Origin of the sequence: Helicobacter sp. 11-8110 (assembly GCF_003288905.1) — a bacterium.
GTDB lineage: Bacteria > Campylobacterota > Campylobacteria > Campylobacterales > Helicobacteraceae > Helicobacter_D > Helicobacter_D colisuis.
Map to the genome: position 1 here is coordinate 139,877 of NZ_NHYL01000001.1, position 21,690 is coordinate 161,566.

At 34.5% G+C, this 21,690-nt stretch carries 21 protein-coding genes; 6 read left to right on the plus strand and 15 right to left on the minus strand.

The window, feature by feature from the left end; all coding sequences use genetic code 11:
* Positions 1–31 precede the first annotated feature (31 nt).
* On the plus strand, positions 32–832 hold the full coding sequence (locus tag CCY98_RS00645; RefSeq protein WP_181566529.1) for a DnaJ domain-containing protein: 801 nt from the start codon (positions 32–34) through the stop codon (positions 830–832).
* Positions 832–2,721, plus strand: coding sequence for a WG repeat-containing protein (locus CCY98_RS00650; protein ID WP_112056685.1), 1,890 nt, complete (start codon positions 832–834; stop codon positions 2,719–2,721). The genes CCY98_RS00645 and CCY98_RS00650 overlap by 1 nt, the downstream gene beginning before the upstream one ends.
* 29 nt (positions 2,722–2,750) lie before the next feature.
* Here CCY98_RS00650 and CCY98_RS00655 read toward each other — a convergent pair whose 3' ends face one another.
* From CCY98_RS00655 to CCY98_RS00665, 3 genes are all read right to left on the minus strand, one after another.
* Positions 2,751–3,812, minus strand: a complete 1,062-nt coding sequence (locus CCY98_RS00655) for a tyrosine-type recombinase/integrase (RefSeq protein ID WP_112056686.1) — start codon at positions 3,810–3,812, stop codon at positions 2,751–2,753.
* 158 nt (positions 3,813–3,970) lie between these two features.
* On the minus strand, positions 3,971–4,246 hold the full coding sequence (locus CCY98_RS00660; protein WP_112056687.1) for a type II toxin-antitoxin system YafQ family toxin: 276 nt from the start codon (positions 4,244–4,246) through the stop codon (positions 3,971–3,973).
* On the minus strand, positions 4,239–4,541 hold the full coding sequence (locus CCY98_RS00665) for a hypothetical protein (protein ID WP_112056688.1): 303 nt from the start codon (positions 4,539–4,541) through the stop codon (positions 4,239–4,241). The genes CCY98_RS00660 and CCY98_RS00665 overlap by 8 nt, the downstream gene beginning before the upstream one ends.
* Before the next feature lie 220 nt (positions 4,542–4,761).
* Between CCY98_RS00665 and CCY98_RS00670 the strand changes: the two genes are divergently transcribed.
* Positions 4,762–5,214: a DUF411 domain-containing protein gene (locus CCY98_RS00670; protein WP_112056689.1), complete on the plus strand. Its 453-nt coding sequence runs from the start codon at positions 4,762–4,764 to the stop codon at positions 5,212–5,214.
* A 14-nt stretch (positions 5,215–5,228) separates the two neighbouring features.
* Here CCY98_RS00670 and CCY98_RS00675 read toward each other — a convergent pair whose 3' ends face one another.
* From CCY98_RS00675 to sppA, 3 genes are read right to left on the minus strand one after another with little or no spacing between them, the layout of a single operon-like run.
* Entirely contained in the window at positions 5,229–6,122 is an 894-nt protein-coding gene (locus CCY98_RS00675) for a DMT family transporter (RefSeq protein WP_112056690.1), read from the minus strand.
* Positions 6,123–6,142: 20 nt separating this feature from the next.
* The gene (gene purU / locus CCY98_RS00680) at positions 6,143–6,976 is read right to left on the minus strand and encodes a formyltetrahydrofolate deformylase (RefSeq protein ID WP_112056691.1); all 834 of its coding nucleotides are present in this window, start codon (positions 6,974–6,976) and stop codon (positions 6,143–6,145) included.
* Positions 6,976–7,851, minus strand: a complete 876-nt coding sequence (sppA, locus tag CCY98_RS00685) for a signal peptide peptidase SppA (RefSeq protein ID WP_242099483.1) — start codon at positions 7,849–7,851, stop codon at positions 6,976–6,978. Before sppA ends, purU begins: the two co-directional genes overlap by 1 nt.
* 130 nt (positions 7,852–7,981) lie before the next feature.
* On the opposite strand from sppA, the gene lepA reads away from it, so the two are divergent.
* Positions 7,982–9,784: a translation elongation factor 4 gene (gene lepA, locus CCY98_RS00690; protein WP_112057064.1), complete on the plus strand. Its 1,803-nt coding sequence runs from the start codon at positions 7,982–7,984 to the stop codon at positions 9,782–9,784.
* Between the two features lie 21 nt (positions 9,785–9,805).
* The gene (locus CCY98_RS00695; RefSeq protein ID WP_112056692.1) at positions 9,806–10,546 is read left to right on the plus strand and encodes a M48 family metallopeptidase; all 741 of its coding nucleotides are present in this window, start codon (positions 9,806–9,808) and stop codon (positions 10,544–10,546) included.
* Between the two features lie 60 nt (positions 10,547–10,606).
* On the opposite strand, the gene CCY98_RS00700 is transcribed toward CCY98_RS00695, so the two are convergent.
* From CCY98_RS00700 to CCY98_RS00715, 4 genes are all read right to left on the minus strand, one after another.
* Positions 10,607–11,953, minus strand: a complete 1,347-nt coding sequence (locus tag CCY98_RS00700) for an anaerobic C4-dicarboxylate transporter (RefSeq protein WP_112056693.1) — start codon at positions 11,951–11,953, stop codon at positions 10,607–10,609.
* A 9-nt stretch (positions 11,954–11,962) separates the two neighbouring features.
* Complete coding sequence (locus tag CCY98_RS00705; protein ID WP_112056694.1) at positions 11,963–13,369, minus strand: aspartate ammonia-lyase; 1,407 nt, start codon at positions 13,367–13,369, stop codon at positions 11,963–11,965.
* A 119-nt stretch (positions 13,370–13,488) separates the two neighbouring features.
* Positions 13,489–14,841, minus strand: a complete 1,353-nt coding sequence (locus CCY98_RS00710) for an MATE family efflux transporter (protein ID WP_112056695.1) — start codon at positions 14,839–14,841, stop codon at positions 13,489–13,491.
* The gene (locus tag CCY98_RS00715) at positions 14,834–15,529 is read right to left on the minus strand and encodes a uroporphyrinogen-III synthase (protein WP_112056696.1); all 696 of its coding nucleotides are present in this window, start codon (positions 15,527–15,529) and stop codon (positions 14,834–14,836) included. Before CCY98_RS00715 ends, CCY98_RS00710 begins: the two co-directional genes overlap by 8 nt.
* Positions 15,530–15,565: 36 nt before the next feature.
* Between CCY98_RS00715 and CCY98_RS00720 the strand changes: the two genes are divergently transcribed.
* On the plus strand, positions 15,566–15,892 hold the full coding sequence (locus CCY98_RS00720) for a rhodanese-like domain-containing protein (RefSeq protein ID WP_112056697.1): 327 nt from the start codon (positions 15,566–15,568) through the stop codon (positions 15,890–15,892).
* Between the two features lie 3 nt (positions 15,893–15,895).
* Here CCY98_RS00720 and CCY98_RS00725 read toward each other — a convergent pair whose 3' ends face one another.
* From CCY98_RS00725 to gyrA, 5 genes are read right to left on the minus strand one after another with little or no spacing between them, the layout of a single operon-like run.
* On the minus strand, positions 15,896–16,354 hold the full coding sequence (locus CCY98_RS00725) for a low molecular weight protein-tyrosine-phosphatase (protein WP_112056698.1): 459 nt from the start codon (positions 16,352–16,354) through the stop codon (positions 15,896–15,898).
* A gap of 15 nt (positions 16,355–16,369) precedes the next feature.
* Positions 16,370–17,395: an aspartate-semialdehyde dehydrogenase gene (locus CCY98_RS00730; protein ID WP_112056699.1), complete on the minus strand. Its 1,026-nt coding sequence runs from the start codon at positions 17,393–17,395 to the stop codon at positions 16,370–16,372.
* A 10-nt stretch (positions 17,396–17,405) separates the two neighbouring features.
* Positions 17,406–18,704: a sigma-54 dependent transcriptional regulator gene (locus tag CCY98_RS00735; RefSeq protein WP_112056700.1), complete on the minus strand. Its 1,299-nt coding sequence runs from the start codon at positions 18,702–18,704 to the stop codon at positions 17,406–17,408.
* A complete protein-coding gene (locus CCY98_RS00740) occupies positions 18,704–19,114 on the minus strand; it encodes a hypothetical protein (protein ID WP_112056701.1) in 411 nt (136 codons plus the stop codon). Before CCY98_RS00740 ends, CCY98_RS00735 begins: the two co-directional genes overlap by 1 nt.
* Positions 19,114–21,609 carry a DNA topoisomerase (ATP-hydrolyzing) subunit A gene (gene gyrA / locus CCY98_RS00745; RefSeq protein ID WP_112056702.1) on the minus strand — a complete coding sequence of 832 codons (2,496 nt, stop codon included), beginning with the start codon at positions 21,607–21,609 and terminating at the stop codon, positions 19,114–19,116. Before gyrA ends, CCY98_RS00740 begins: the two co-directional genes overlap by 1 nt.
* Between the last annotated feature and the right edge of the window lie 81 nt (positions 21,610–21,690).

Sequence of the window (21,690 nt, forward strand, 5' to 3'; positions counted from 1 at the left end):
AATCACTTTTACAAGATTAAACTAAAGGCTTATTTTGTTTTTCAAATTCAAACTCCAAAATTACAAGCGTTGTGAAAATTGCTCTAAAGAAAGCCCAGAAGATGATGCGAAGTTTTGCATATTTTGTGGAAAAGAGCTAAATCACCCAGCCAAACAAAAGCTACTTTATATTTATGATAAAAATCCGGCAATCATAGCGGCATTTCTAGCCAAAATGGCAAAACTTGATAACGCTTCAATCTCACGCGATTTATCTAGATTCATCTCTTCCTTGCTTGATAAGATTGACTTGTTTTATTCCAAAGATTATGGCGATTTTAGAAGCTCTTATGCAGAGATTTTTGCACTTGAAAAAAGCGGTGGTAGAAGCATTAGCAAACTTTGTTCTTGTATGCGTATTTCAAGTCAGCAAGAAGTGGATTTTTTGATATGTATTTTGCTTGATCTTGCCTATTTTGACAAACAAATGAGTGATAGTGAAAACACCCTAATAGAGAGCATCATCATAGGGCTTGGACTAAATCTCATAGTTTTTAGAGAGCTAAAGATAAAATACGAGCAAATCTATCATTTTACTTCAAAAGAGCAGAATCGCCAAAAGCAAGAAAATGATTCTAAAATGACTTTAAAACAAGCCTATGAGATTCTAAAATCACGCGAAGATGATGACTTTGAAACAATCAAGAAAAACTATAGAAAACTCGCTAGAGAATATCACTATGACAATCTCTATTCTAAAGAACTTCCACCCGAGCTTTTAAAAATAGCCCAAGAAATGATGAAAAAGATTAATCTAGCCTATGAAATCATAAAAGAAGCAAGGGGAGTGTGATGCTTATTTGTAGTCGCTGTCATACCAGAAATTTGGATATAGCTAGTTTTTGCAAAGAATGCGGAAGTAATGATTTATACGATCCACAAGCAGAAGAAAAACGCGAAAAAGAAAGGCAAAGGCAAGAAGAGCTAAAAAGAGCAGAAGAAGAAAGACAAAGGATACAAGAAGCAAAAAGGCAAAAGGCTAGGGAAGAAAGAGAAAGAAGAATCAAACAAACCAAAGAATTTTTCAAACAAAATAAATATAAATTCTTAATTAGTGGCTTTGTTTTGGTTTTAGCGATTCTAGTGAGTTTGTATCAGTATTACTATGGCGGAAAATACAGCAGGGTTTATATGAGTAACCTTGAGAAACAATGCTACGCTAATGATGAGAAAAGCTGTGAAATGCTCCGCAATATCTACAAAGAAAAATGCGATGGGGGTGAAAAAGGGGCTTGTCTCAATGCCTTTATACGCAATCACAAAGATTTAAAAGCTATCAAAGTCAATGATAAGTGGAATCTTGTCAATGAAAACAACGAAACCATAGCTAATAATACAGATTTAATGCAAAGCTATGCAAGGGTTGAACTCAATGGGAAATATGGCTATATAGATAGAAATAAAAAAATTACAATTAAGCCAAAATTTGATTATGCTGGATCTTTTAGCGAAGGACTTGCGCCGGTTGAACTCAAAGGGAAATGGGGTTATATCGATAAAAATGGGAAATTTGCCATCAAACCACAATTTGATTTTGCTCGGGATTTTCGCGAAGGACTTGCTAGAGTTGAACTCAATGGAAAATGGGGCTTGATAGATAAAAATGGAAAATTTATTATAGAACCAAAATTTGATTGGATTGAGGATTTTAGTGAAGGACTTGCTAGAGTTGAACTTGATGGGAAATGGGGCTTAATAGATAAAAATGGAAAAATTGTAGTAAAACCAAAATTTGATGAGATTGGATATTTTCGCGAAGGACTTGCTAAAGTTAAGTTCAATGGAAAATGGGGCTTAATAGATAAAAATGGAAAAATTGTCATCAAACCGCAATTTGATGAGATTAGAGATTTTAACAAAGGACTTGCTGGGGTTAAGCTCAATAAAAAATGGGGTTTTATAGATAAAAGTGGAAAGTTTGTAATAAAGCCACAATTTGTTTTTAAAACTCCTTGGGACAATTGGAAAATGTTTAACGAGGGATTTATCGCAATTTATCTTAATAATAAATGGGGAGTAATAGACAGGAAAGGAAAGTTTGTAATAAAGCCACAATTTGATGAGATTGATGAATTTGGTATTGATAATTTTGATAAAGAACTTGCTAAGGTTAGACTCAATGGGAAATATGGTTATATCAATAAAAATGGGAAAGTTATCCTAGAGCCACAATTTGATGAGATTAATGAATTTGAGATTTATAATAAAGAACTCGTTGAGGTTAGACTCAATGGAAAATGGGGCTTTATAAATAAAAAAGGGGAAATTGTCATCAAACCACAATTTGATTTTGCTTGGGATTTTCGCGAAGGACTTGCTGTAGTTGAACTCAATGGGAAATGGGGCTTAATAGATAAAAATGGAAAAATTGTTATAGAGCCAAAATTTGATTATGTCAGTGATTTTCGCGAAGGACTTGCAGGGGTTAAACTCAAGGGGAAATGGGGTTATATCGATAAAAATGGAAAATTTGTCATCAAACCACAATTTGATGGTGTTAGTGGTTTTAGCGAAGGACTTGCTAGAGTTGAACTCAATGGAAAATATGGCTTAATAGATAAAAATGGAAAAATTATCCTAGAACCACAATTTGATGAGATTGGCGATTTCACACCCATTGGAATCCAAATCAATGGAAAATGGGGCACAATAGATGAAAATGGAAAATTCATCGCTGAATAAGGCTCTGTAAGCCTTATTTTATGCCACTATTACATTATTTCAGTGGTGGCTTTGAGCTTTTGTTTATCAAAGTGCGTATAGATTCTTGAAGTCTCTACACTTGCGTGTCCTAGGGCTTCTTGGACTAGCACCAAATCTTGGCTTTTTTGATAGAGCAGGGTAGCAAAGGAATGTCTTAGCATATGCGCGCCATTTTTCTCTTTACGGATTCCATTAGTTAGCAAAACCTGCTCAACAATGCGACTAACATAGGCTTGTGTGAGTTTTTTGCCTTTGTGATTACAAAAGAGCAAATCATTTTCAACTTCATTAGGGCGCGAATTAATCCACAAAGAAAAATCATTGCTAATGTTTTTTGCCTTTATCATCACAACACGCGGTTTATTGCCTTTGCCACGCACTTGAATCACATAAAAATCACCATCTAGTGTAATGTCTTTGATTTTGAGATTTAATGATTCTCCCACGCGGATTCCGGTGTAAATAATCACTTTTAGCAACAAGCGATTCCTAGCCCCTAAATCTTGGTGTTTAAAGGGATAAGTATCAATGCCTTTTAAGAATCTCTGCACTTCCTCTTCTATCATATAAGAGGGGAGTTTTTGTCCGCTTTTTCCGCGTAGTCCTCCCCAGTTTTTTAACTCAATCCTAAAGATATAAGAAGTGCCATCATCATCTTCATTTTGCTTATCAATAAAGCCAAAAAAGTTAATGAGCGCGACACGATAGTTTTTTTTAGTAGCATCTGATAGTGAGCTTGTATTGATAGTCAAAAACTCTTTAAGCGTTTCTTCATCTACTTCTTTTAATGAAGCCAAACCCAAATAATTCAAATATTCATACAGCTTTAATAGCGGAATAATATAAGTGTTGATTCCGATTAATCCTGCATTGCGACATTGTTTGCAGATTTCTTGGATTTCTTGAATGCTTTTAACGCCTTTACGCAAAGAATTAAGTGGCATAATAATATCTTTTTTGTTTTGCACTTGATGATTTGAGAGACTATTGAGTTTGCTATACACAAAGCGTTCAATCCAAAATAACAAGTTTTCTGCAAAATCATCTTTAAAGTCAATGGGATAACGCATATCTTTTCCTTAAGAATATTTTAAATCCTGATTCAAGCTTAATCTTAAGCAAGGTTAAGATTCATGGAAACGGGATTTTGTAAGATTTCTACAAACTGCAATTATATCAAAAGATTCTAATATTTTGTATTGAAAACTATAATTTTCAAACTTTTATTTTAATAGCCCTTAAATAAGTCTCGGTGTCTTCCTATTCGATAATAATTAACCTCTTTATTGTCTCTTTTGTAGATTAAAACCAAATCTCCAAAAATATGGCATTCTCTAAAATCTTTAAAATCTCCTTTTAATGCGTGATCTTTGTAAGCTCGAGGCAATATATCTAATTTTGCTAAATCCTCAACGCATTTTTTGATTGCTTCAATATCCCATTGCTGTTTTCTAATCAGCTTTAAATCTTTCATAAAACTATTTTGAAAAACTTGATTACGCATTTTCTGCCTTGATTTCTTTATCAATAGCATTGAGCAAATCATCAAAGTTTTTATAAGGTAAAGGTTCATTTTTAGCCAAAATCTCTTTTGTCGCCTTGGTTGGTTCTTTTGGCAAATATTCTTTCTTTCTTTTTTTTACATTAAGAGAGTTTTTTAGTTTTTCATTTAAAAACTTAAAAAGTTCATTGTTCTCTTTTGTTTGTAATTCTAGCTTTTTAGCTCTTTTCTCTACCAAAGAAAGTGCGTTAATTAATTGTTTTGGCGTGGCATTTTCGTATTTAGAATAATCATACATAGATAACCCCCTACTTACTTTTAGCACAATTATATACTATTTTGCCCTATTAATAAAATTATATTGCCAAAAATTACTTTTAAGATTCTCTGCCCTTTATAGAATCTTTTAAAATGTAATTTTCAAACTTTTATTTTTAACCGCTTCTCAAAGTGCCTTTTGCACTCTTTACTATTATTTCCAAAAAATGATAGAATCCGCAGAAAATTAAAGGCGCAAAATGAAAAATAAAAAACTCTTATTTTTAGCTTTTTTAGCACCACTTTATTTACTAAGCAAAGAAGTTGAAATCTATAGCAGTCCATTTTGTGGGTGCTGTATTAAATGGGGAGATTATTTACAAAACAATGGCTATCAAGTAACGCACCACAAAAATGGTGATTTTATGGCAGTCAAAGAAAAATACAAAATCGCACCACAAAATCAAAGTTGTCATACTGGCGTTATTGAGGGCTATGCCATAGAAGGACATGTGCCATTAGATGCAATTAATTGGCTTTTGGAAAACAAACCTGAAAATGTCGTTGGAATCTCAACACCAGGAATGCCAATAGGAAGCCCCGGAATGGAACAAGGTAATATGCAAGAAGAATATCCAGTTGTGTTGCTTTATAAAAATGGCGATTCAAAAGTTTTTGGAATCTATAAGGGCGAAACACTTATTAAAAAGTAGCTTTAGTCTAGTTTTTAGACCTGCCCTATTTTCTTTGGCTTGTGGATATTGATTAAATAAGTAGCAAAAATAGCTAAAATACCACCAAAAATCGTTAAAAGGCTTGGTATTTCTCCCAAAATCAAATAACTACTTCCTAAAGCCATTGCAGGAACTAAAAGCTGATAAGAACTAGCCCTAGTCGCACCAAGCTTAGCAATACCCATATAATAAATGCTTGTCCCAATGGCTGTTGAAAGCACAGCAACTACAAAAATCATAGACCAAAATTTCATATCATAATGAAAAATCTCAAGCATTTGCGGTTTGAAGAAAAACAAAGGCGAATAAAAAAGCATACTCAAAAAAGTAATATAGAAATTGATTGCCAAAGGATGAATGCGAATCCTTTGACAAACTAGAGTTAAAATCGCCCAATCCAAAGCACAGAACAAGAAAAATGTATTAAATTTACCAAATAACTCTTCAAAACCTCCAAGATCAAGCAGACAAATCCCAGAAATAATGCCAATTCCAAGCCCTAAAATTTCATTGGCTTTGATGCTTTTGTTTTCCTTGCGAGAAAAAAAGTAAGCTAATAAATATGCAAAAATAGGAATCAGGGTAGTAACAAGCACACCGCCCTTCCCTGCACTACCATAATTTAAGCCCATAAAAAAGAAAATAGAATATATCCCATTTAAACAAGCCGCTACCAATAAAAATTTCAAATTTTCTGTGTTAATCCGCAAAGGTACCTTCAATAACATAATCAAAGGAATAGAAGCAATAAAGGCAAAAAAGAATCTCCAAAAAGCTATAATATCTGCACTTGCATACTGCACTAAAACCTTTCCACAAGCCCAAGAACTCCCCCAAAAAGCCATTGCTATGACAATCAAAATAGAAAAGATAAGATTCTTTTGCACTTAAATTCTCTTTTATCTCTTTAAAACACAATCGTTTTATTGCAATAAACAAAAATTTTCTCTTCTAAAGCTAGATTTAGTGCCTTAGATAGCACGATTTTCTCCACATCTCTGCCGTGTTTTTGCATTTCTTTCCAATCCATTGTGTGATTGACTTTAGTAATATCTTGATAAATAATTGGACCCTCATCAAGCTCATTATTGACAAAATGCGCTGTGGCACCAATGATTTTTACGCCTCTTTCATAGGCTTGTTTATAGGGGTTTGCTCCCACAAAAGCCGGTAAAAAACTATGATGAATATTAATCAATTTCCCCTCAAACTCTTCAACAAAATTGGGGCTTAAAATCCGCATATATTTTGCCAAAATAATATAATCACTTGGATATTGTTTTAAAACTTCAATGATTTGTTTTTCGTGATCTTCTCTGCTTTTTCCTTCGTGGCTAATGCAGATAAAAGGCAAGTTAAACTTTTGACACAAAGGCTTTAAAACTTCATAATTAGAAATCACCGCCAAAATATTCGCATTTAGCTCATTGCTATCATAACGGATTAGCAAATCGCCTAAACAATGACTCTCTTTAGTGCAAAGAATCACAATTTTCTTTTTTTGGCAAGGAAGTATCTCTACTTGACTAGATTCATCATTAATAGCAGCTTTTATCTTTTGCTTTAAAATCGCAATTTCACACTCCCCCTCAATCTCGCTACGCATAAAAAAAAGATTATTTTCTTTATCAACAAATTCATCATTTTTTAAAATATTTAAATTAAATTGAAAAATAATCTGTGTAATTTGAGCAATCAAGCCTTTTTTATCTGGAGTTTGTATCTTTATAACAAAACGCATTAATACCCCTTTAACCACCCTAAAGATATATTATAAATACCTTCTTGAATACCAAGTGCAATATTCTCACCTATAATTTTTTCTAAATACATTTCCATTTCACTTTTTTGAAGCCAAATAGGATTTTGAATCTTGCCTAGCTCAAAAAGTATTTTTTGCGCTTCATAAATGCTTCCAATGCTATCTACCAATCCTAGCTTTAAAGCATTACTAGCACTAAACACCCTACCCTGTGCAAAATCTCCTTCTTTTGTGATTTCCAAATTTCTTGCAGCCACGACCTCACTTACAAACATTTCATATTGCTCTTTAATTAATCCCTTTAACATTTCTTCTTCTTGCTTATTCCAAGGACGCATAAAAGTTCCTGCTTCTTTGTAGATTCCAGCTTTTAGAATTTGTGTTTTGATTCCTAGTTTTTCTGCTAACTCACTTACATCTACTCCATTTAAAATCACACCAATAGAACCTACTAATGCACCCTTATTGGCAATAATTCTATCTGCCCACACTCCTGCTAGATAACTACCACTTGCCATAGAACCTTGCGCATAAACAACAATAGGCTTTTTGCTTCGTATCCTCTTAACCGCTTCTGAGATTTCAACACTTGGTGGAATAGTGCCACCAGGAGAATCAATAACTAGCAAAACCCCTTTAATATTAGGATTGTTTTCCAGTTTTGAGAGTTCTTCTAAAAAACTATCGCTTTGGATTATCATTCCTTTTAAATCAATCCTAGCTACATTTGCTAAGCTAGAATTCCCACTAGAACTTGGCATAAAAATCAAAAAAACAATCAATAAAAACACCAAAGCCTTAAAATATTTCATAATAAAATCTAAAGGTGCTAACAAGATTCTAATTATTTTCAATCTCACTTCCTTACTAAAAATTAAAGCAAAATTATAGCACCATTCTCAAATGAAATTAGATAAGATTCTAAGCCTTTTTAGCAAACTTTTGATAGAATTTTGCCCAAAACTTTATTTTAAAAGGTATGTTGTGAAAGATTCACTCTCCAAAATTCGTAATTTTTCTATTATTGCACATATTGATCATGGTAAATCCACTCTTGCGGATTGTTTAATTCAAGCTTGTGGAGCAATTTCTGAGCGCGAAATGAGTGCGCAAGTAATGGATACAATGGACATTGAAAAAGAACGCGGAATCACCATAAAAGCCCAAAGTGTAAGATTGAAATATTTTTACAAAGGCGAACCTTATATTTTAAATCTCATTGACACCCCAGGGCATGTGGATTTTAGCTATGAAGTTTCACGCTCACTTGCTTCTTGCGAGGGAGCTTTATTAGTTGTTGATGCCTCTCAAGGTGTGGAGGCTCAAACCATCGCAAATGTTTATATTGCATTAGAAAATAACCTTGAAATCATTCCTGTTTTAAACAAAATCGATTTACCAGCAGCTGCACCAGAGCGCGTAAAATCAGAAATAGAGCAAACTATTGGGCTTGATTGTAGCCACGCTTTAGAGGTTAGCGCTAAAGCAAATATTGGAATTACTGAATTGCTTAATAGAATCATTGAATTAGTTCCACCACCACAAGGGGATTTAGAAGCTCCTACTAAAGCTTTAATCTATGATTCTTGGTTTGATAACTATTTGGGTGCTTTAGCTTTGGTGCGTGTCTTTGATGGTTCAATCAAAGTTGGTCAAAACATTTATATTATGGGAAGTGGTAAGAATCACGAGGTTTTGGGATTGTTTTACCCTCATCCAATCAAACAAGAAAAAGCAAAAAGTATTCAATGTGGTGAGGTTGGGATTGTTGTTTTGGGATTAAAAAATGTTACAGATATAGCCGTCGGCGATACCATAACAGATTTTAAAAATAAAACCAAAGAACCTATTGCAGGATTTGAACCAGCCAAGCCTTTTGTTTTCGCAGGAATTTATCCCATTGATACAGACAAATTTGAAGACTTACGCGATGCGCTAGAAAAACTTAAACTCAATGATTCAAGTCTTAATTTTGAATCAGAAACCTCTGTGGCTTTAGGCTTTGGATTCCGTGTTGGATTTTTGGGACTTTTGCATATGGAAGTTATCAAAGAAAGATTGGAGCGAGAATTTGGGCTAGATTTGATTGCCACTGCTCCAACGGTTGTTTATGAAGTTACCCAAACCGATGGTGAGGTAATTATGATTCAAAATCCAAGCGAATTACCACCTGAACAAAAAATCGCAGGAATTAAAGAGCCTTATGTTAAAGCGACCATTATTGTGCCAAGTGAATTTTTAGGGAATATCATTACGCTAGTAAGCAAAAGGCGTGGAATCCAAAAGAAAATGGAATACTTACAAGAAACAAGAGTATTGTTAGAGTATCATATTCCTACTAATGAAATCGTAATGGATTTTTATGATAAATTAAAATCTTGCACAAAGGGTTATGCGAGTTTTGATTATGAGCCAATTGGCTATCAAGAGGGAGATTTAGTTAAGCTTGATATTCGCGTGGCAGGAGAAATTGTAGATGCGCTTAGCATTATCGTGCCAAAAAGCAAAGCTTATGAAAAAGGAAAAGAACTTGTAGAAGCTATGAAAGAAATTATTCCAAGACAACTTTTTGAAGTAGCGATTCAAGCAAGTGTAGGGAACAAGATTATCGCCAGAGAAACGGTTAAATCAATGGGCAAAAATGTAACTGCAAAATGCTATGGCGGAGACATTACTAGAAAACGAAAGCTACTTGAAAAACAAAAAGAAGGGAAAAAGCGTATGAAAGCCATTGGTAAAGTCAATTTACCACAAGAGGCATTTTTAGCAGTTTTAAAAATTGACTAATATGACTTAAGAGTCTTAAAAATGTTTATTTTAAAAAAAATTTATTGGCTTGTTTTAGCATTGCTAATTTGCGCTTGTTCATCTACAATCTACACTAATCGCACTCAACTTATGCTTCTTAATGAGCAGCAAGAAAAAGCCTTAGGGGAGCAAAGCGCTCTTGCAGTTTTAAAAGAATCAAAACTAAGTCAAAACACCACACAAACAGCTATGGTAAAACGCATAGGACAAAAAATTGCTTCTATCGCCAATCGCCCTGATTTTAATTGGGAATTTTATCTAATAGAAAACAAAGCCCAAAATGCCTTTTGTCTCCCAGGTGGTAAAGTTTTTGTTTATACGGGCTTAATGGAATTAATCAGCAACGATGATGAACTTGCTGTGGTGATTTCACACGAAATTGGGCATACAATTTTAAGACACGGCGCTGAACGAATGAGTATGCAAACCTTACAACAATTAGGTGGAAGTATCCTTGAAATCTTTGTTGGCACACAAAATCCTGAATACAATAATCTTTTTAATAAAGCTTATAATGTCAGCAGTAATGTTGGAATCATGCTACCCTTTAGCCGTCATCACGAGCTTGAAGCTGATGAAGTCGGAATCATACTTATGCAAAAGGCAGGTTACAATCCACAAGCCGCTTTAAGCTTTTGGCAAAAAATGTCTCAAGGCAACAAAGAAACTTCAGATTTTTTCTCCACACATCCAAGCGATACAAAAAGAATACAAGAAATAAAAAGAATTCTAGCAAAGTAGAGTGAGTTGTTTTTTTTATAGAGTATTTTCTATCCCGAAAAAATGGGGATAGAAAAATTCTTAAAAGAGCGAAACCGCTAAAAATCCGAGAATAACGCTAAAGACAATTGCCAAAACTCCCGGAATTAAAAAGGCGTGATTGAAAATATACTTTCCAATCCTTGTAGAACCTGTGTCATCCATCTGCACAGCACCTAGCAAAGTAGGATAAGTTGGAAGCACAAAAAGGGCTGAAACTGCTGCAAATGAAGCAACAAGCATATAAGAATCTCCTGGATTTGCCGCTGTAATTCCTAATGCTGCGACAACTACTGGAGTGATAGCTTTAGCGGTTGCTGCTTGAGAGTATAGAAGCATAGCCGCAAAGAAGAATATAACAGCAAGTAGTGATGGAACAGCCTTAACCCAATCACCAGCTAGAGTTTTAATCTCTTCTGTATAACCACCAACAAATGTATTACCAAGCCACGCAACACCCAAAACACATACGCACGCTACCATACCTGATTTGAATACGCTTGTATCGGCTACTTTGCCAACTTCAATTTTACAAAAGATTGTAATAAATGTAGCCACACCTAGCATAAAGCTCATAATAGCAGCATCTCTAGGGACAATGACATTTTCTATAAGAACCGGTTTGCCACCGACTTTTGAGATAGCAGTAGCATAAAGCACCACACAAAGCACTCCAATAATAAAGATTCCAACAGAAAGCTTTGCACCTTTTTTTAATTCCATATTTTGTGAGCCAATAGGAGCTTGAACTAATCCTTGAGCTAACCTTTCTTGATAGACAGGGTCTTTGCTTAAATCAAGATCAGTAAATAGAGTTATTACAAAAGCAGTTAGCATACAACCAATAAAAGTAGTAGGAATCCAAATTCCAAGTAAAACTGGATAACTCCAACCAAGTGGCTCTAACACACCACTCATATACACCACAGCCGCACTAACAGGACTTGCAGTAATTGCAATTTGACTAGAAACAACTGCAATAGAAAGTGGCGCTGATGGCTTAATGTTTTGTTCTTTCGCCACTTCAACAATAACAGGAATCATAGAAAACGCAGTATGGCCTGTCCCTGCAAGAATTGTTAAAAAATAAGTTACCGTTGGGGCTAAATAGTTGATGTATTTTGGATTAGAACGCAAAATTCTCTCAGCAATTTGAACCAAATAATCCAAACCTCCTGCAAGTTGCATTGCAGAAATAGCCGCAATTACAGACATAATAATCAAAATAACATCCCAAGGAATAGTGCCTGGTTTCATACCAAGACAAAGACCTAAGATAACAACGCCGATACCACCAGCGTAACCAATACCGATACCACCAAGTCTAATACCAACAAATATTGCACCCAAAAGAACAATAATTTGCAAAATCAACATAATCATTTCCATTAGCAGACCTTATTTCTTTGCTTTCATTTGTGGATTAAGCATATTTTTTGGATCTAATATTTCACTAATTTCTTCTTTAGATAAATATCCTCTCTCCAAACAAATATCTCCCACTGATTTTCCAGTTTGCAAAGCTTCTTTTGCAATACTTGCGGATTTTTCATATCCCAAAATTGGATTAAAGGCTGTTACAATCCCAATAGAATTAAGCACAGATTGCTTGCAAGCCTCAGGATTTGCAGTTAAATGCTTAATAGCTTTTTGCGCTAAAGTTTTCATAGCGTTTTCTAACACAACCAATGAATTAAAAAGCGCATAGGCAATTCCAGGTTCAAATGCGTTAAGCTCAAATTCTCCTCTCTCGCTACAAAGCATAATAGTTACATCATTGCCAATTACTTCATAGCAAGCTTCACCGACAGCTTCACAAATCACAGGATTTACCTTACCAGGCATAATAGAACTTCCAGGCTGCATTTTAGGTAAATTAATTTCGCCTAATCCACATCGAGGTCCTGAATTCATTAATCTTAAATCATTAGCAATCTTAGAAAGTCTTACTGCAGCAGTCTTTAAACAACCACTTACATAAACAAAATCAGCAGTGTCTTGAGTAGCTGCAATCAAATCTTCTGCAGGTCTAAAATTTACTCCAGTAATTTCTTGCATTTTTCTTTCAACAACATTTTTATAATCTGGATGGCAATTAATTCCTGTTCCAATTGCTGTTGCACCAAGATTTAAAACTTCCATAACCTCTCTTGCAGCTTTAAGTTTTGCAATATCACTTTTAATGTAACTTGCAAAGGCATTAAAAGTATTTCCCAAAGTAGTTGGCACAGCATCTTCAAGCTCCGTTCTTCCCATTTTAATATAATCTTTATATTCCTTAGCTTTTTTAAGAAGCTCTTCTTTTAATTCTTCCATTGCTTCAAGCAAATCCCCTAGCTTCTTATGTGCTGCAACTTTAATAGAACTTGGATAAGTATCATTAGTAGATTGCCCCAAATTTGTGTGATCGTTTGGATGAAGGTATTGATATTCACCTTTTTTATGTCCCATACTTTCTAGTGCAATATTAGTTAGCACTTCATTAACATTCATATTAGTAGAAGTTCCAGCACCACCTTGAATCATATCAACAACAAATTGCTCAATAAACTCTCCTGCAATCAATCTATCGCAAGCAGCCGCTAAAGCATCTGCCTTATCCGCATCTAAAACCCCTACTTCTTTATTAGCCAAAGCAGCAGCTTTTTTGACTTGTGCAAAAGCTTTAATAAAAAATGGATAGTCTCTTAATTTACGCTGTGTCATATGAAAATTATCTACTGCGCGATAAGTTTGCACTCCGTAATAAACATCTTCTGGTATTTCAAGCTCTCCTATAAAGTCGTGTTCTTTTCGAGTTGCCATAAACTACCTCCTAAAAAAATAATTTTTGAGTAAATACCTAACTCATGAAGACAATACTACTCTTACTTTTATAAACATTTTATTAATAATTTAAATTAATCAAAAACTTAAATTTTTTATTAATATTTGATTTTTAAAATCCCAAATCTTTGTTCATAAAATATAACTACCAAAGAAACAAAACTTGCACACAAAATCCCAAGAGGATAGGAAATAATCACTCCTATAAATCCATAAATTTTTGATAATATCAAAACAAAAAACAAAGCAAAAAATAAAGTATAGGAAAAAGTAATAATAAATGAACTTGTTGTTCTTTGAATGGATTGAAAGAAAATTGCACTGACAATATTAACCCCCAAAAGAACATAACCTAAAAAATAAATATCCATAGCTACTTTTACATCATTAATCAAACTAGGATCGCGCAAAACAATATTATCTTGCAAAAACAAAGGAACAATCAAAGGCGACAGACAATAAAAACTAATATAAAGCGCCACTCCTCCCAATAAACTAAACCCCAAACCAAAATAAAAAACTTCTTTTACTCTTTTAAAAAGCTTAGCCCCATAATTAAAACTTGCAATAGGCTGAATCCCTTGAGCCATTGATAATAAAATGGTAAAAGGTATGATACCTACATACATTAAAACACTATAAATCGCCAATCCCCTATCTCCAGCAATTCCAACAATAGTATGATTAAAAATTAACATCATCATACTTACACTAATTTCAGAGCTACTTTGAGGGATACCATTTTTGGTTGCCATCAAAATTGCATAAATATCAAAAGCTTTGATTAAAAATAAATCTCCCTTTTTGCGTAAAAAATGTTGTAATAAAATACACATTCCAATCCCATGCCCCAAAATTGTAGCCAAAGCACTTGAGTGAATCCCCCACTCTAAAACAAATAAAAAAAGATAATTTAAAACAATATTCATCAAAGCCCCAACTATCATTGCTATCATCGCCAAAATAGGCTGTTTATCATTGATGGCAAAAATATCAAGCATTGGGTGTAAGACAATAATAAAAGCCCCCAAATAAATAATCTCTGTATATTCTATAACCAAAGGCAATAAAGTCTCACTAGATCCAAGATACAAGGCAATCGTATCGCTAAAACAATAGAGTATGATTCCGCCCACCAAAGAAGTAAAAACTGCAAAATAAAAAACGGAGCTAAAGATGATTCTAGCCCTAAAAGGCTTTCCTTTTCCCAAAAAATAAGAACTCATCGCTGCAGCGCCTACACTAAAAAGCAATTCAAAGGCAATAAGGATGGGAAAAATGGGCCACGCAATCCCAATGGCAGCTAAGGCATTTTCGCCTAACTTTTTACCCACAAAGATTCCATCAATAGTGGAATAAGTTGATAAAGCTAGCATTGCAACCAATGAGGGTAAAAAATAAGTGAAAAATAATCTTGGAATTGTGGCTGTTTTTAAATCAATTTTACTCATTATTATTTTCCATAGCAAGTTCTTTAGCAAATTCTAATGAATTTTCTATGTCAATTTTAGGCGAAAGCAATATTTTTGCTTTTTCCCCTAAAAGTTCCTTTGCCACTTTAGCAGTGCTTTTACCAATACAAAGTGCCAAGTAGCTATCTCTCCAAGCATAATTTTTTAAAAAAGCCTTAAGACTTGAGGGGGCACTAAAAAAGAAAATAGAATCATCGCTAATTCTCTGTTTATCAACCTCAGGAATCGATAAAATTTTAGTCTCATACAAAATTGATTCACTCACCAAAATCCCTCCATTTCTTAAAATTTCTACGAGATTAGAAGCGACTTTTTTAGCGCGAATAAAAAGCACTTTTTTTTTCTGTAAAATCTCTACTAATTCCTTACCAAATAAATCCCCATAAGCAGTAGAAGCTACAAATTCTACCTTGCCACCAAAACTTTCCAACACTTTTTTACTTCCCTCTCCAATCACATAACAAGGCAGATTCTGGCATTCTTTAGGAGCAAAATGCTCTAAGGCAAAAACGGCATTTTTGGAAGTAAAAAGCAAACCATCTACTTCTTTAATCTTTTGTTTAAGCGCAGAATCTTCTATAAAGCAAATTTCTAAAAGCTCCAAATATTCCACTGCTTTGATTGTTTTATTTGTATTTTTTTTTGTGATATAATAAACTCTTTTCATTCTTTGATTCTAGCTAAAATTTCATAAAGGGTACAAATGTATATTAAAAATAAAAGCTTAGCTAAGCCAATTGATTTGCAAAATGATAAACTTGATAATTGCATCATTATTGACTTACGCTCTAGAGGATATTTTCTCATTAGTCATATTTCCAATGCGCTTAATCTTGTTTCTCTTTCGCGAATTGGTTTTATTGCGCAAGAAAATCCCGATAAAAGAATCGTGCTTTATTGTCATAGTGGAGCAAGCGCAGCGGATTTTGGGAGTAAATTAGTTGAGATGGGATATAAGAATATTTATTATTTAGATGAAAATTTCTTTAATCTCCCCAAAATGGGAATTTCTATTCAATACAACACTTAAAGACTAATCTTTAATCGTGCTATAAAGTGCTTTAATCGCCACTTCAAGCATAGTATAAATTTTCTCAAATCCTTCTAAATTTTTATAATGATAGGGATCAGGTATATCTTGACCCTCTAGCCCAAAATCTCCCATAAGTTTGACTTTTTCTTTTTTAAATCCCATTGAAAGCAAGTCTTGATAGTTTTGCCTATCCATTGCTACAATATAATCAAAAGAATCATCACCATAAACATTAACCCTTCGCCCTCTTAGCTGTGAAATATCAATTTTATATTTTTTGGCAATCGCAATAGAATAAGCACAGGGTGGTTCATCAATATGCCAACCACTTGTTCCTGCCGAATCAATCTTGAGATTCAAACCCTCTTTTTGCGCCAAATGCTTTGCAATCCCCTCTGCCAAAGGAGATCGGCAAATATTTCCCAAACAAACAAAAAGAATTGAATGGACTTTTTGCATCAATTTTTCCTTGATTTACTTTTGCATTTCTGCCCATTTTTGCGCAATTCTTACTGCATTAGTAGCTGCGCCAACGCGAATTTGATCTGCCACGCACCAAAGGTGTAAAATCTTTTTATCATAATTATCAACACGGATTCTACCCACATAAGTCTCATCAGTATCTGTTGCCAAAGAAGGCATAGGGTAAGATTTTTCTTTAGGACTATCAATGACAACTACTGATTCTGCTTTTCTTAAAACTTCTCTAGCTTCCTCTGCACTCACTTCTTGTTCAAAAGCAATGGTGATAGATTCGCTATGACTTCTTAAAACAGGCACACGCACACAAGTTGCACTCACTGCAAATTCACTATGCATAATCTTATTGGTCTCATTAACCATTTTCATTTCTTCTTTTGTGTAATCATTATCCAAAAACACATCAATATGTGGAATAAGATTAAGTGCAATTCGATGAGGGAATGCCTTTGGCTCTACTGAATCCATATTAAATTCAAAAAACTTCTGCATTTGCAAGACTAATTCCTCCATTCCCTTTTTGCCCGCACCTGAAACAGCTTGATAAGTGCTAACATCCACTCTTTTGATTTTAAAAGCATTGTGTAAAGGTGCTAGAACTTGCACCATTTGTATGGTTGAACAATTAGGGTTTGCGATGATTCCAACTTTCTCCCACAATGCAATATCCTGCGGATTTACCTCAGGCACAACCAAAGGCACATCTTTTTGCATTCTAAAATGACTAGTATTATCAATCACAACAGCCCCAGCCCTAGCGGCACTTGGCGCAAATTCCGCACTCACACTTCCACCTGCAGAAAAAAAGGCAATCTCAATTTCTTCTTCTTCAAAAACACTATGAGTAAGCTCCTTTACCTTATAGGCTTCATCTTTATAAGTAATTTCTCTCCCCACGCTTCTTGCACTCGCCAAAGGCACAAGTTTATTAATAGGAAAATTTCTTTCTTCTAGAATCTTAAAAATCTCTTCACCAACAGCTCCAGTAGCCCCAACAACAGCAACATTAAACTTTTTCATAAACAACTCCTTAAAAATTAATATGGTAATGTTTTATTTTTTCTAACAATACTTGCTTTTGCATTCCCAAAAGCTCAGCTGCACTATCTATATCCGAATCAGACACCTTTAGCGCTTCATAAATCAATTCTTCCTCTAAATTAGCGATTTTTTTAGCTCCACCACTTTCTCTAGAACTTAAAAACAAATCCTCAGGCATAATAGTGTCATCTTCACACAAAATCGCAGCCCGCTCCACAACCGACAAAAGCTCCCTAATATTTCCAGGCCACCTATAAGAAAGCAATTGTTCTTTTGCTCCTTCTCCCCATTTTTTCTTTCCCACTCCATATTGCTTATCTACTTCCTCTAGTTTCCATTCACAAAGCGGAATAATCTCCTCTGTCCTTTCGCGTAATGGTGGAATATGAATAGGAATTGTTTGTAGTCTAAAAAATAAATCTTCCCTAAACTCACCCTTTTTAATCTTTTTTTGAATGTCTGCATTAGTGGCTGCAATAAAGCGTATATCCACTTTAATTGGCTTACTACTCCCAAGTCTTACAATCTCTTTTTCTTGCAAAACGCGCAAAAGCTTTGCTTGGAGACTAGCAGGCATTTCTCCAATTTCATCTAAAAACACACTTCCGCCATTAGCACTTTCAAACTTCCCTGCTCTCCCTTCTGTTGCATCTGTAAAGGCACCCTTTTCATAACCAAAAAGCTCTGATTCAAGAAGATTATCAGGAATTGCTGCCATATTAATTGCAACAAAAGGCGCTTTTGCTCTAAGAGAATTATTGTGAATATAATTAGCAAACACTTCTTTTCCAACCCCGCTCTCTCCCAACAATAAAATTGATGCATCAGTTTTAGCAGCTTTATTTGCAAGCATTAGAGCTTTTTGCAATGCTGGAGAAGTGGAGATAAAGCTTTGCCCTTCAGCTTCTTCACTTTTTTTAGGGATTTTAGCGATTATTTCTTTGGCTTTTTTAGCACGATGAATCGCTGCCACCAGAGTTTCAATATCAAAAGGTTTAGTTAGAAAATCTTTCACTCCAAGCCTAATTGAATCAATTGCCTTATTTAAAGTCGCATTACCCGTGATAATCAAGGCTTCATAACGCCCATTTAATTCCCTTAAAAACTCAATTCCATCCATTTGTGGCATATTAATATCAGTGATAATTAAATCAATGCTATCATCAAGTTTTTTGAGTGCATCTTTAGCGTTTTTAAAGCTCACAACTTCAAATTCTTCATATTCACCAAGGGCAATCTCTAAAGACTTCCTCATATTAATATCATCTTCAACAATAGCTAACTTCATCACTTCTCCTTTTTATTTGCTACAAGATGATAGATTGTAGCAATCCCCCTTTCATATTCAACTTTAATGCGCGTTGCAGGGATTGATAAAAGGCTTACAAACTCGCCTTGATAATTAGAAGCTTTGCTTCTATCTTCTAGCTTCACACCCCATTTAAAAAAACATTCTAAAATTTCCTCTTTTGCAAAATCTAAAAATTCTCTTTCGCTTTTACTATTATGCACAATCTCGCATTTTTTATAAGGATTTTTAATTTTATCCAACAAATTAGCGCTCAACATTGCAGGAGAAAAATAATATTTTTCATTCAAAATAATTCCATTTTTAATAGCTACCCTATAAGAAAAGATATACTCTGCAGCCCCTGCAACAATACTGCAAATCATAATTCCAAAGAATATTTTATGCATTATTCCCCATTGTTAAATTCCAATAATCCATTATCCCCTTCTGGTAAATCTTCTTCTATTTCTTTTTCTTCTTTAGGGCATCTTGCAATAGAGACAACTTTATCATCATCTACATTAACGATAATCACACCACTTGTAGCACGTCCTGCTTTGCGAATTGTCTGCATATCAACACGAATCATTTTTCCGCTAGAAGTCAAGACCATTAAGTCCATATTCTCATCTACATTAACTACGCCCACAAGTTTTCCTGTCTTGCTAGTGAGCTTCATTGCAATAACACCCTTACCGCCACGATTAGTAATGCGATATTCATTAACTTCCGTGCGTTTTCCTATACCTTTTTCGCTAACACTTAAGATTTCTTCATTTTCGCTAGAAACCACGGTAGCACCGATTACATAATCTTCTGGAATCTTGAATTTAATAGCTGTAACCCCTCGCGCTACCCGACCAATCTCACGGACATTATCAACGCCAAAGCGCACACACATTCCTTCATAAGTAACCACAAGTATCTGCTGAATCTCTGGATGAATGATTTTTGCTGTTACAAGCTCATCATCACCATCAAGATTGATAGCCTTTACCCCAACACTACGAATGTTTTTAAATTCACTTAAATTAGTGCGTTTGATGATTCCATTTTTTGTAAAAAATGCAATAGACTTATCTTCATTAAAGTCTTTTGTTGTAATAGTAGCCATAATCTTTTCATCAGGTGCAAGGTTAATTAGATTCACCACTGCTTTTCCAATGGCGGTGCGACTTGCTTCTGGAATTTTATAAACCTTTAACCAATACAACTGCCCTTTGTTAGTAATAAACATAATCGTATCATGTGTGTCAGAGACAAAAAAGCTTTCAATAAAATCATCATCATGTGTATTAGCAGAAATTTTCCCCTTGCCTCCGCGATTTTGTTTTTCATAAGTCCTAACTGGCACTCTTTTGACATATCCACGATGACTCATTGTAACCACTACAGCTTCATTTGGGATTAAATCCTCCACATCAATACTCTCATAATCCTCTTCAATAGCTGTCAAACGCTTTGTGCTAAATTTTTCTTTAATTTCAAGCAATTCTTCTTTGATAATTTTATTAAGTAATTCCTCACTTCTTAGAATTGAGCTTAAATATTCAATCTCTTTAATTAATTCTTGATATTCATTTTCAATTTTATCTCTCTCTAAGCCTGTTAGGCGTTGCAAACGCATATCCAAAATCGCTTGTGCTTGTATCTCGCTAAGATTAAACTTCTCAATCAAACCCTCTTTGGCAACTTTTGGATCGCTACTAGAACGAATCAAGGCAACAATTTCATCAATATTTTCCAAAGCAATTCTCAAGCCCTCTAAAATATGCGCTCTAGCCTTTGCCTTTTCAAGTTCAAAAATTGTGCGCCTAATAACCACACTCTTACGATGAGAAATAAACAAACCAAGCAATTCCAAAAGTGTAAAAATCTTAGGCTCTTTATTGTAAATAGCAAGTAAAATAATCCCAAAAGTGCTTTCCATTGGCGTAGATTTAAAGAGATGATTAAGAACAATCTCGCTCATTGCTTCTCTTTTTAATTCCACGACCACCCTTATTCCATCTCTATCAGATTCATCTCTTACTTCTGCAATGCCTTCAATCACTTTCTCTTTAGCTAATTCCGCAATTTGCTCTACTAATCTTGCTTTATTGACTTGATAGGGTATCTCATCAATTACAATAATATCTTTTGTTTTAGTTTTTTCAATATGGATTTTAGCGCGAATCTTGATTCGACCACGCCCTGTTTCATAAGCTTCTCTAATGCCATTTCTACCATAAATGATTCCACCTGTGGGGAAATCTGGTCCTTCAATGAATTGTAAAATTTCATTCAACTCTGCTTTTGGGTAATCAATTAAATACACCAAAGCATCAATAATTTCATCAATTCTATGTGGAGGAATATTAGTAGCCATACCCACAGCAATTCCATTTGAACCATTAACAAGCAAATTAGGCAAACGACTAGGAAGAATATCAGGCTCTTTTAGTGTGTCATCATAGTTTGGGAGAAAATCCACTGTATCTTTATCAATATCCCTCAAAACCTCTTCGGCTGCTTGAGTCATCTTTGCTTCAGTGTAACGCATAGCTGCTGCACTATCACCATCAATACTTCCAAAGTTTCCTTGCCCATCAACTAATTCTAGGCGCATAGAAAAATCTTGCGCCATTCTTACTAAAGCATCATAAACCGCCGTATCTCCGTGTGGATGATATTTACCAATAACATCTCCAACGATTCTTGCAGATTTTTTGTATTTTGCTTTTGAAGTTACTCCAAGCTCATACATTGCATATAAAATTCTTCTATGAACTGGCTTTAATCCATCTCGTGCATCAGGCAAAGCACGCCCCACAATTACACTCATTGAGTAATCAAGATAGCTCTCTTTAATAGAGTCTTCAATATTTACATTCTGTATATCTTGGTTTAACAAATCAGACATTTATTCCCTTTTGCTTTATAAAAAAAGTTTTAGATTATATCCTTATTTAACTTTAATTCCGCTAATAATAAGCATTAGCAT

Excerpts from the sequence above, each read along its gene's own strand:
- CCY98_RS00650 (WP_112056685.1), top strand. The coding sequence starts at position 832 with ATGCTTATTTGTAGTCGCTGTCATACCAGAAATTTGGATATAGCTAGT.
- CCY98_RS00655 (WP_112056686.1), bottom strand. The coding sequence starts at position 3,812 with ATGCGTTATCCCATTGACTTTAAAGATGATTTTGCAGAAAACTTGTTA.
- CCY98_RS00660 (WP_112056687.1), bottom strand. The coding sequence starts at position 4,246 with ATGCGTAATCAAGTTTTTCAAAATAGTTTTATGAAAGATTTAAAGCTG.
- CCY98_RS00665 (WP_112056688.1), bottom strand. The coding sequence starts at position 4,541 with ATGTATGATTATTCTAAATACGAAAATGCCACGCCAAAACAATTAATT.
- CCY98_RS00670 (WP_112056689.1), top strand. The coding sequence starts at position 4,762 with ATGAAAAATAAAAAACTCTTATTTTTAGCTTTTTTAGCACCACTTTAT.
- purU (WP_112056691.1), bottom strand. The coding sequence starts at position 6,976 with ATGCGTTTTGTTATAAAGATACAAACTCCAGATAAAAAAGGCTTGATT.
- CCY98_RS00695 (WP_112056692.1), top strand. The coding sequence starts at position 9,806 with ATGTTTATTTTAAAAAAAATTTATTGGCTTGTTTTAGCATTGCTAATT.
- CCY98_RS00700 (WP_112056693.1), bottom strand. The coding sequence starts at position 11,953 with ATGGAAATGATTATGTTGATTTTGCAAATTATTGTTCTTTTGGGTGCA.
- CCY98_RS00705 (WP_112056694.1), bottom strand. The coding sequence starts at position 13,369 with ATGGCAACTCGAAAAGAACACGACTTTATAGGAGAGCTTGAAATACCA.
- CCY98_RS00710 (WP_112056695.1), bottom strand. The coding sequence starts at position 14,841 with ATGAGTAAAATTGATTTAAAAACAGCCACAATTCCAAGATTATTTTTC.
- CCY98_RS00715 (WP_112056696.1), bottom strand. The coding sequence starts at position 15,529 with ATGAAAAGAGTTTATTATATCACAAAAAAAAATACAAATAAAACAATC.
- CCY98_RS00720 (WP_112056697.1), top strand. The coding sequence starts at position 15,566 with ATGTATATTAAAAATAAAAGCTTAGCTAAGCCAATTGATTTGCAAAAT.
- CCY98_RS00725 (WP_112056698.1), bottom strand. The coding sequence starts at position 16,354 with ATGCAAAAAGTCCATTCAATTCTTTTTGTTTGTTTGGGAAATATTTGC.
- CCY98_RS00730 (WP_112056699.1), bottom strand. The coding sequence starts at position 17,395 with ATGAAAAAGTTTAATGTTGCTGTTGTTGGGGCTACTGGAGCTGTTGGT.
- CCY98_RS00735 (WP_112056700.1), bottom strand. The coding sequence starts at position 18,704 with ATGAAGTTAGCTATTGTTGAAGATGATATTAATATGAGGAAGTCTTTA.
- CCY98_RS00740 (WP_112056701.1), bottom strand. The coding sequence starts at position 19,114 with ATGCATAAAATATTCTTTGGAATTATGATTTGCAGTATTGTTGCAGGG.
- gyrA (WP_112056702.1), bottom strand. The coding sequence starts at position 21,609 with ATGTCTGATTTGTTAAACCAAGATATACAGAATGTAAATATTGAAGAC.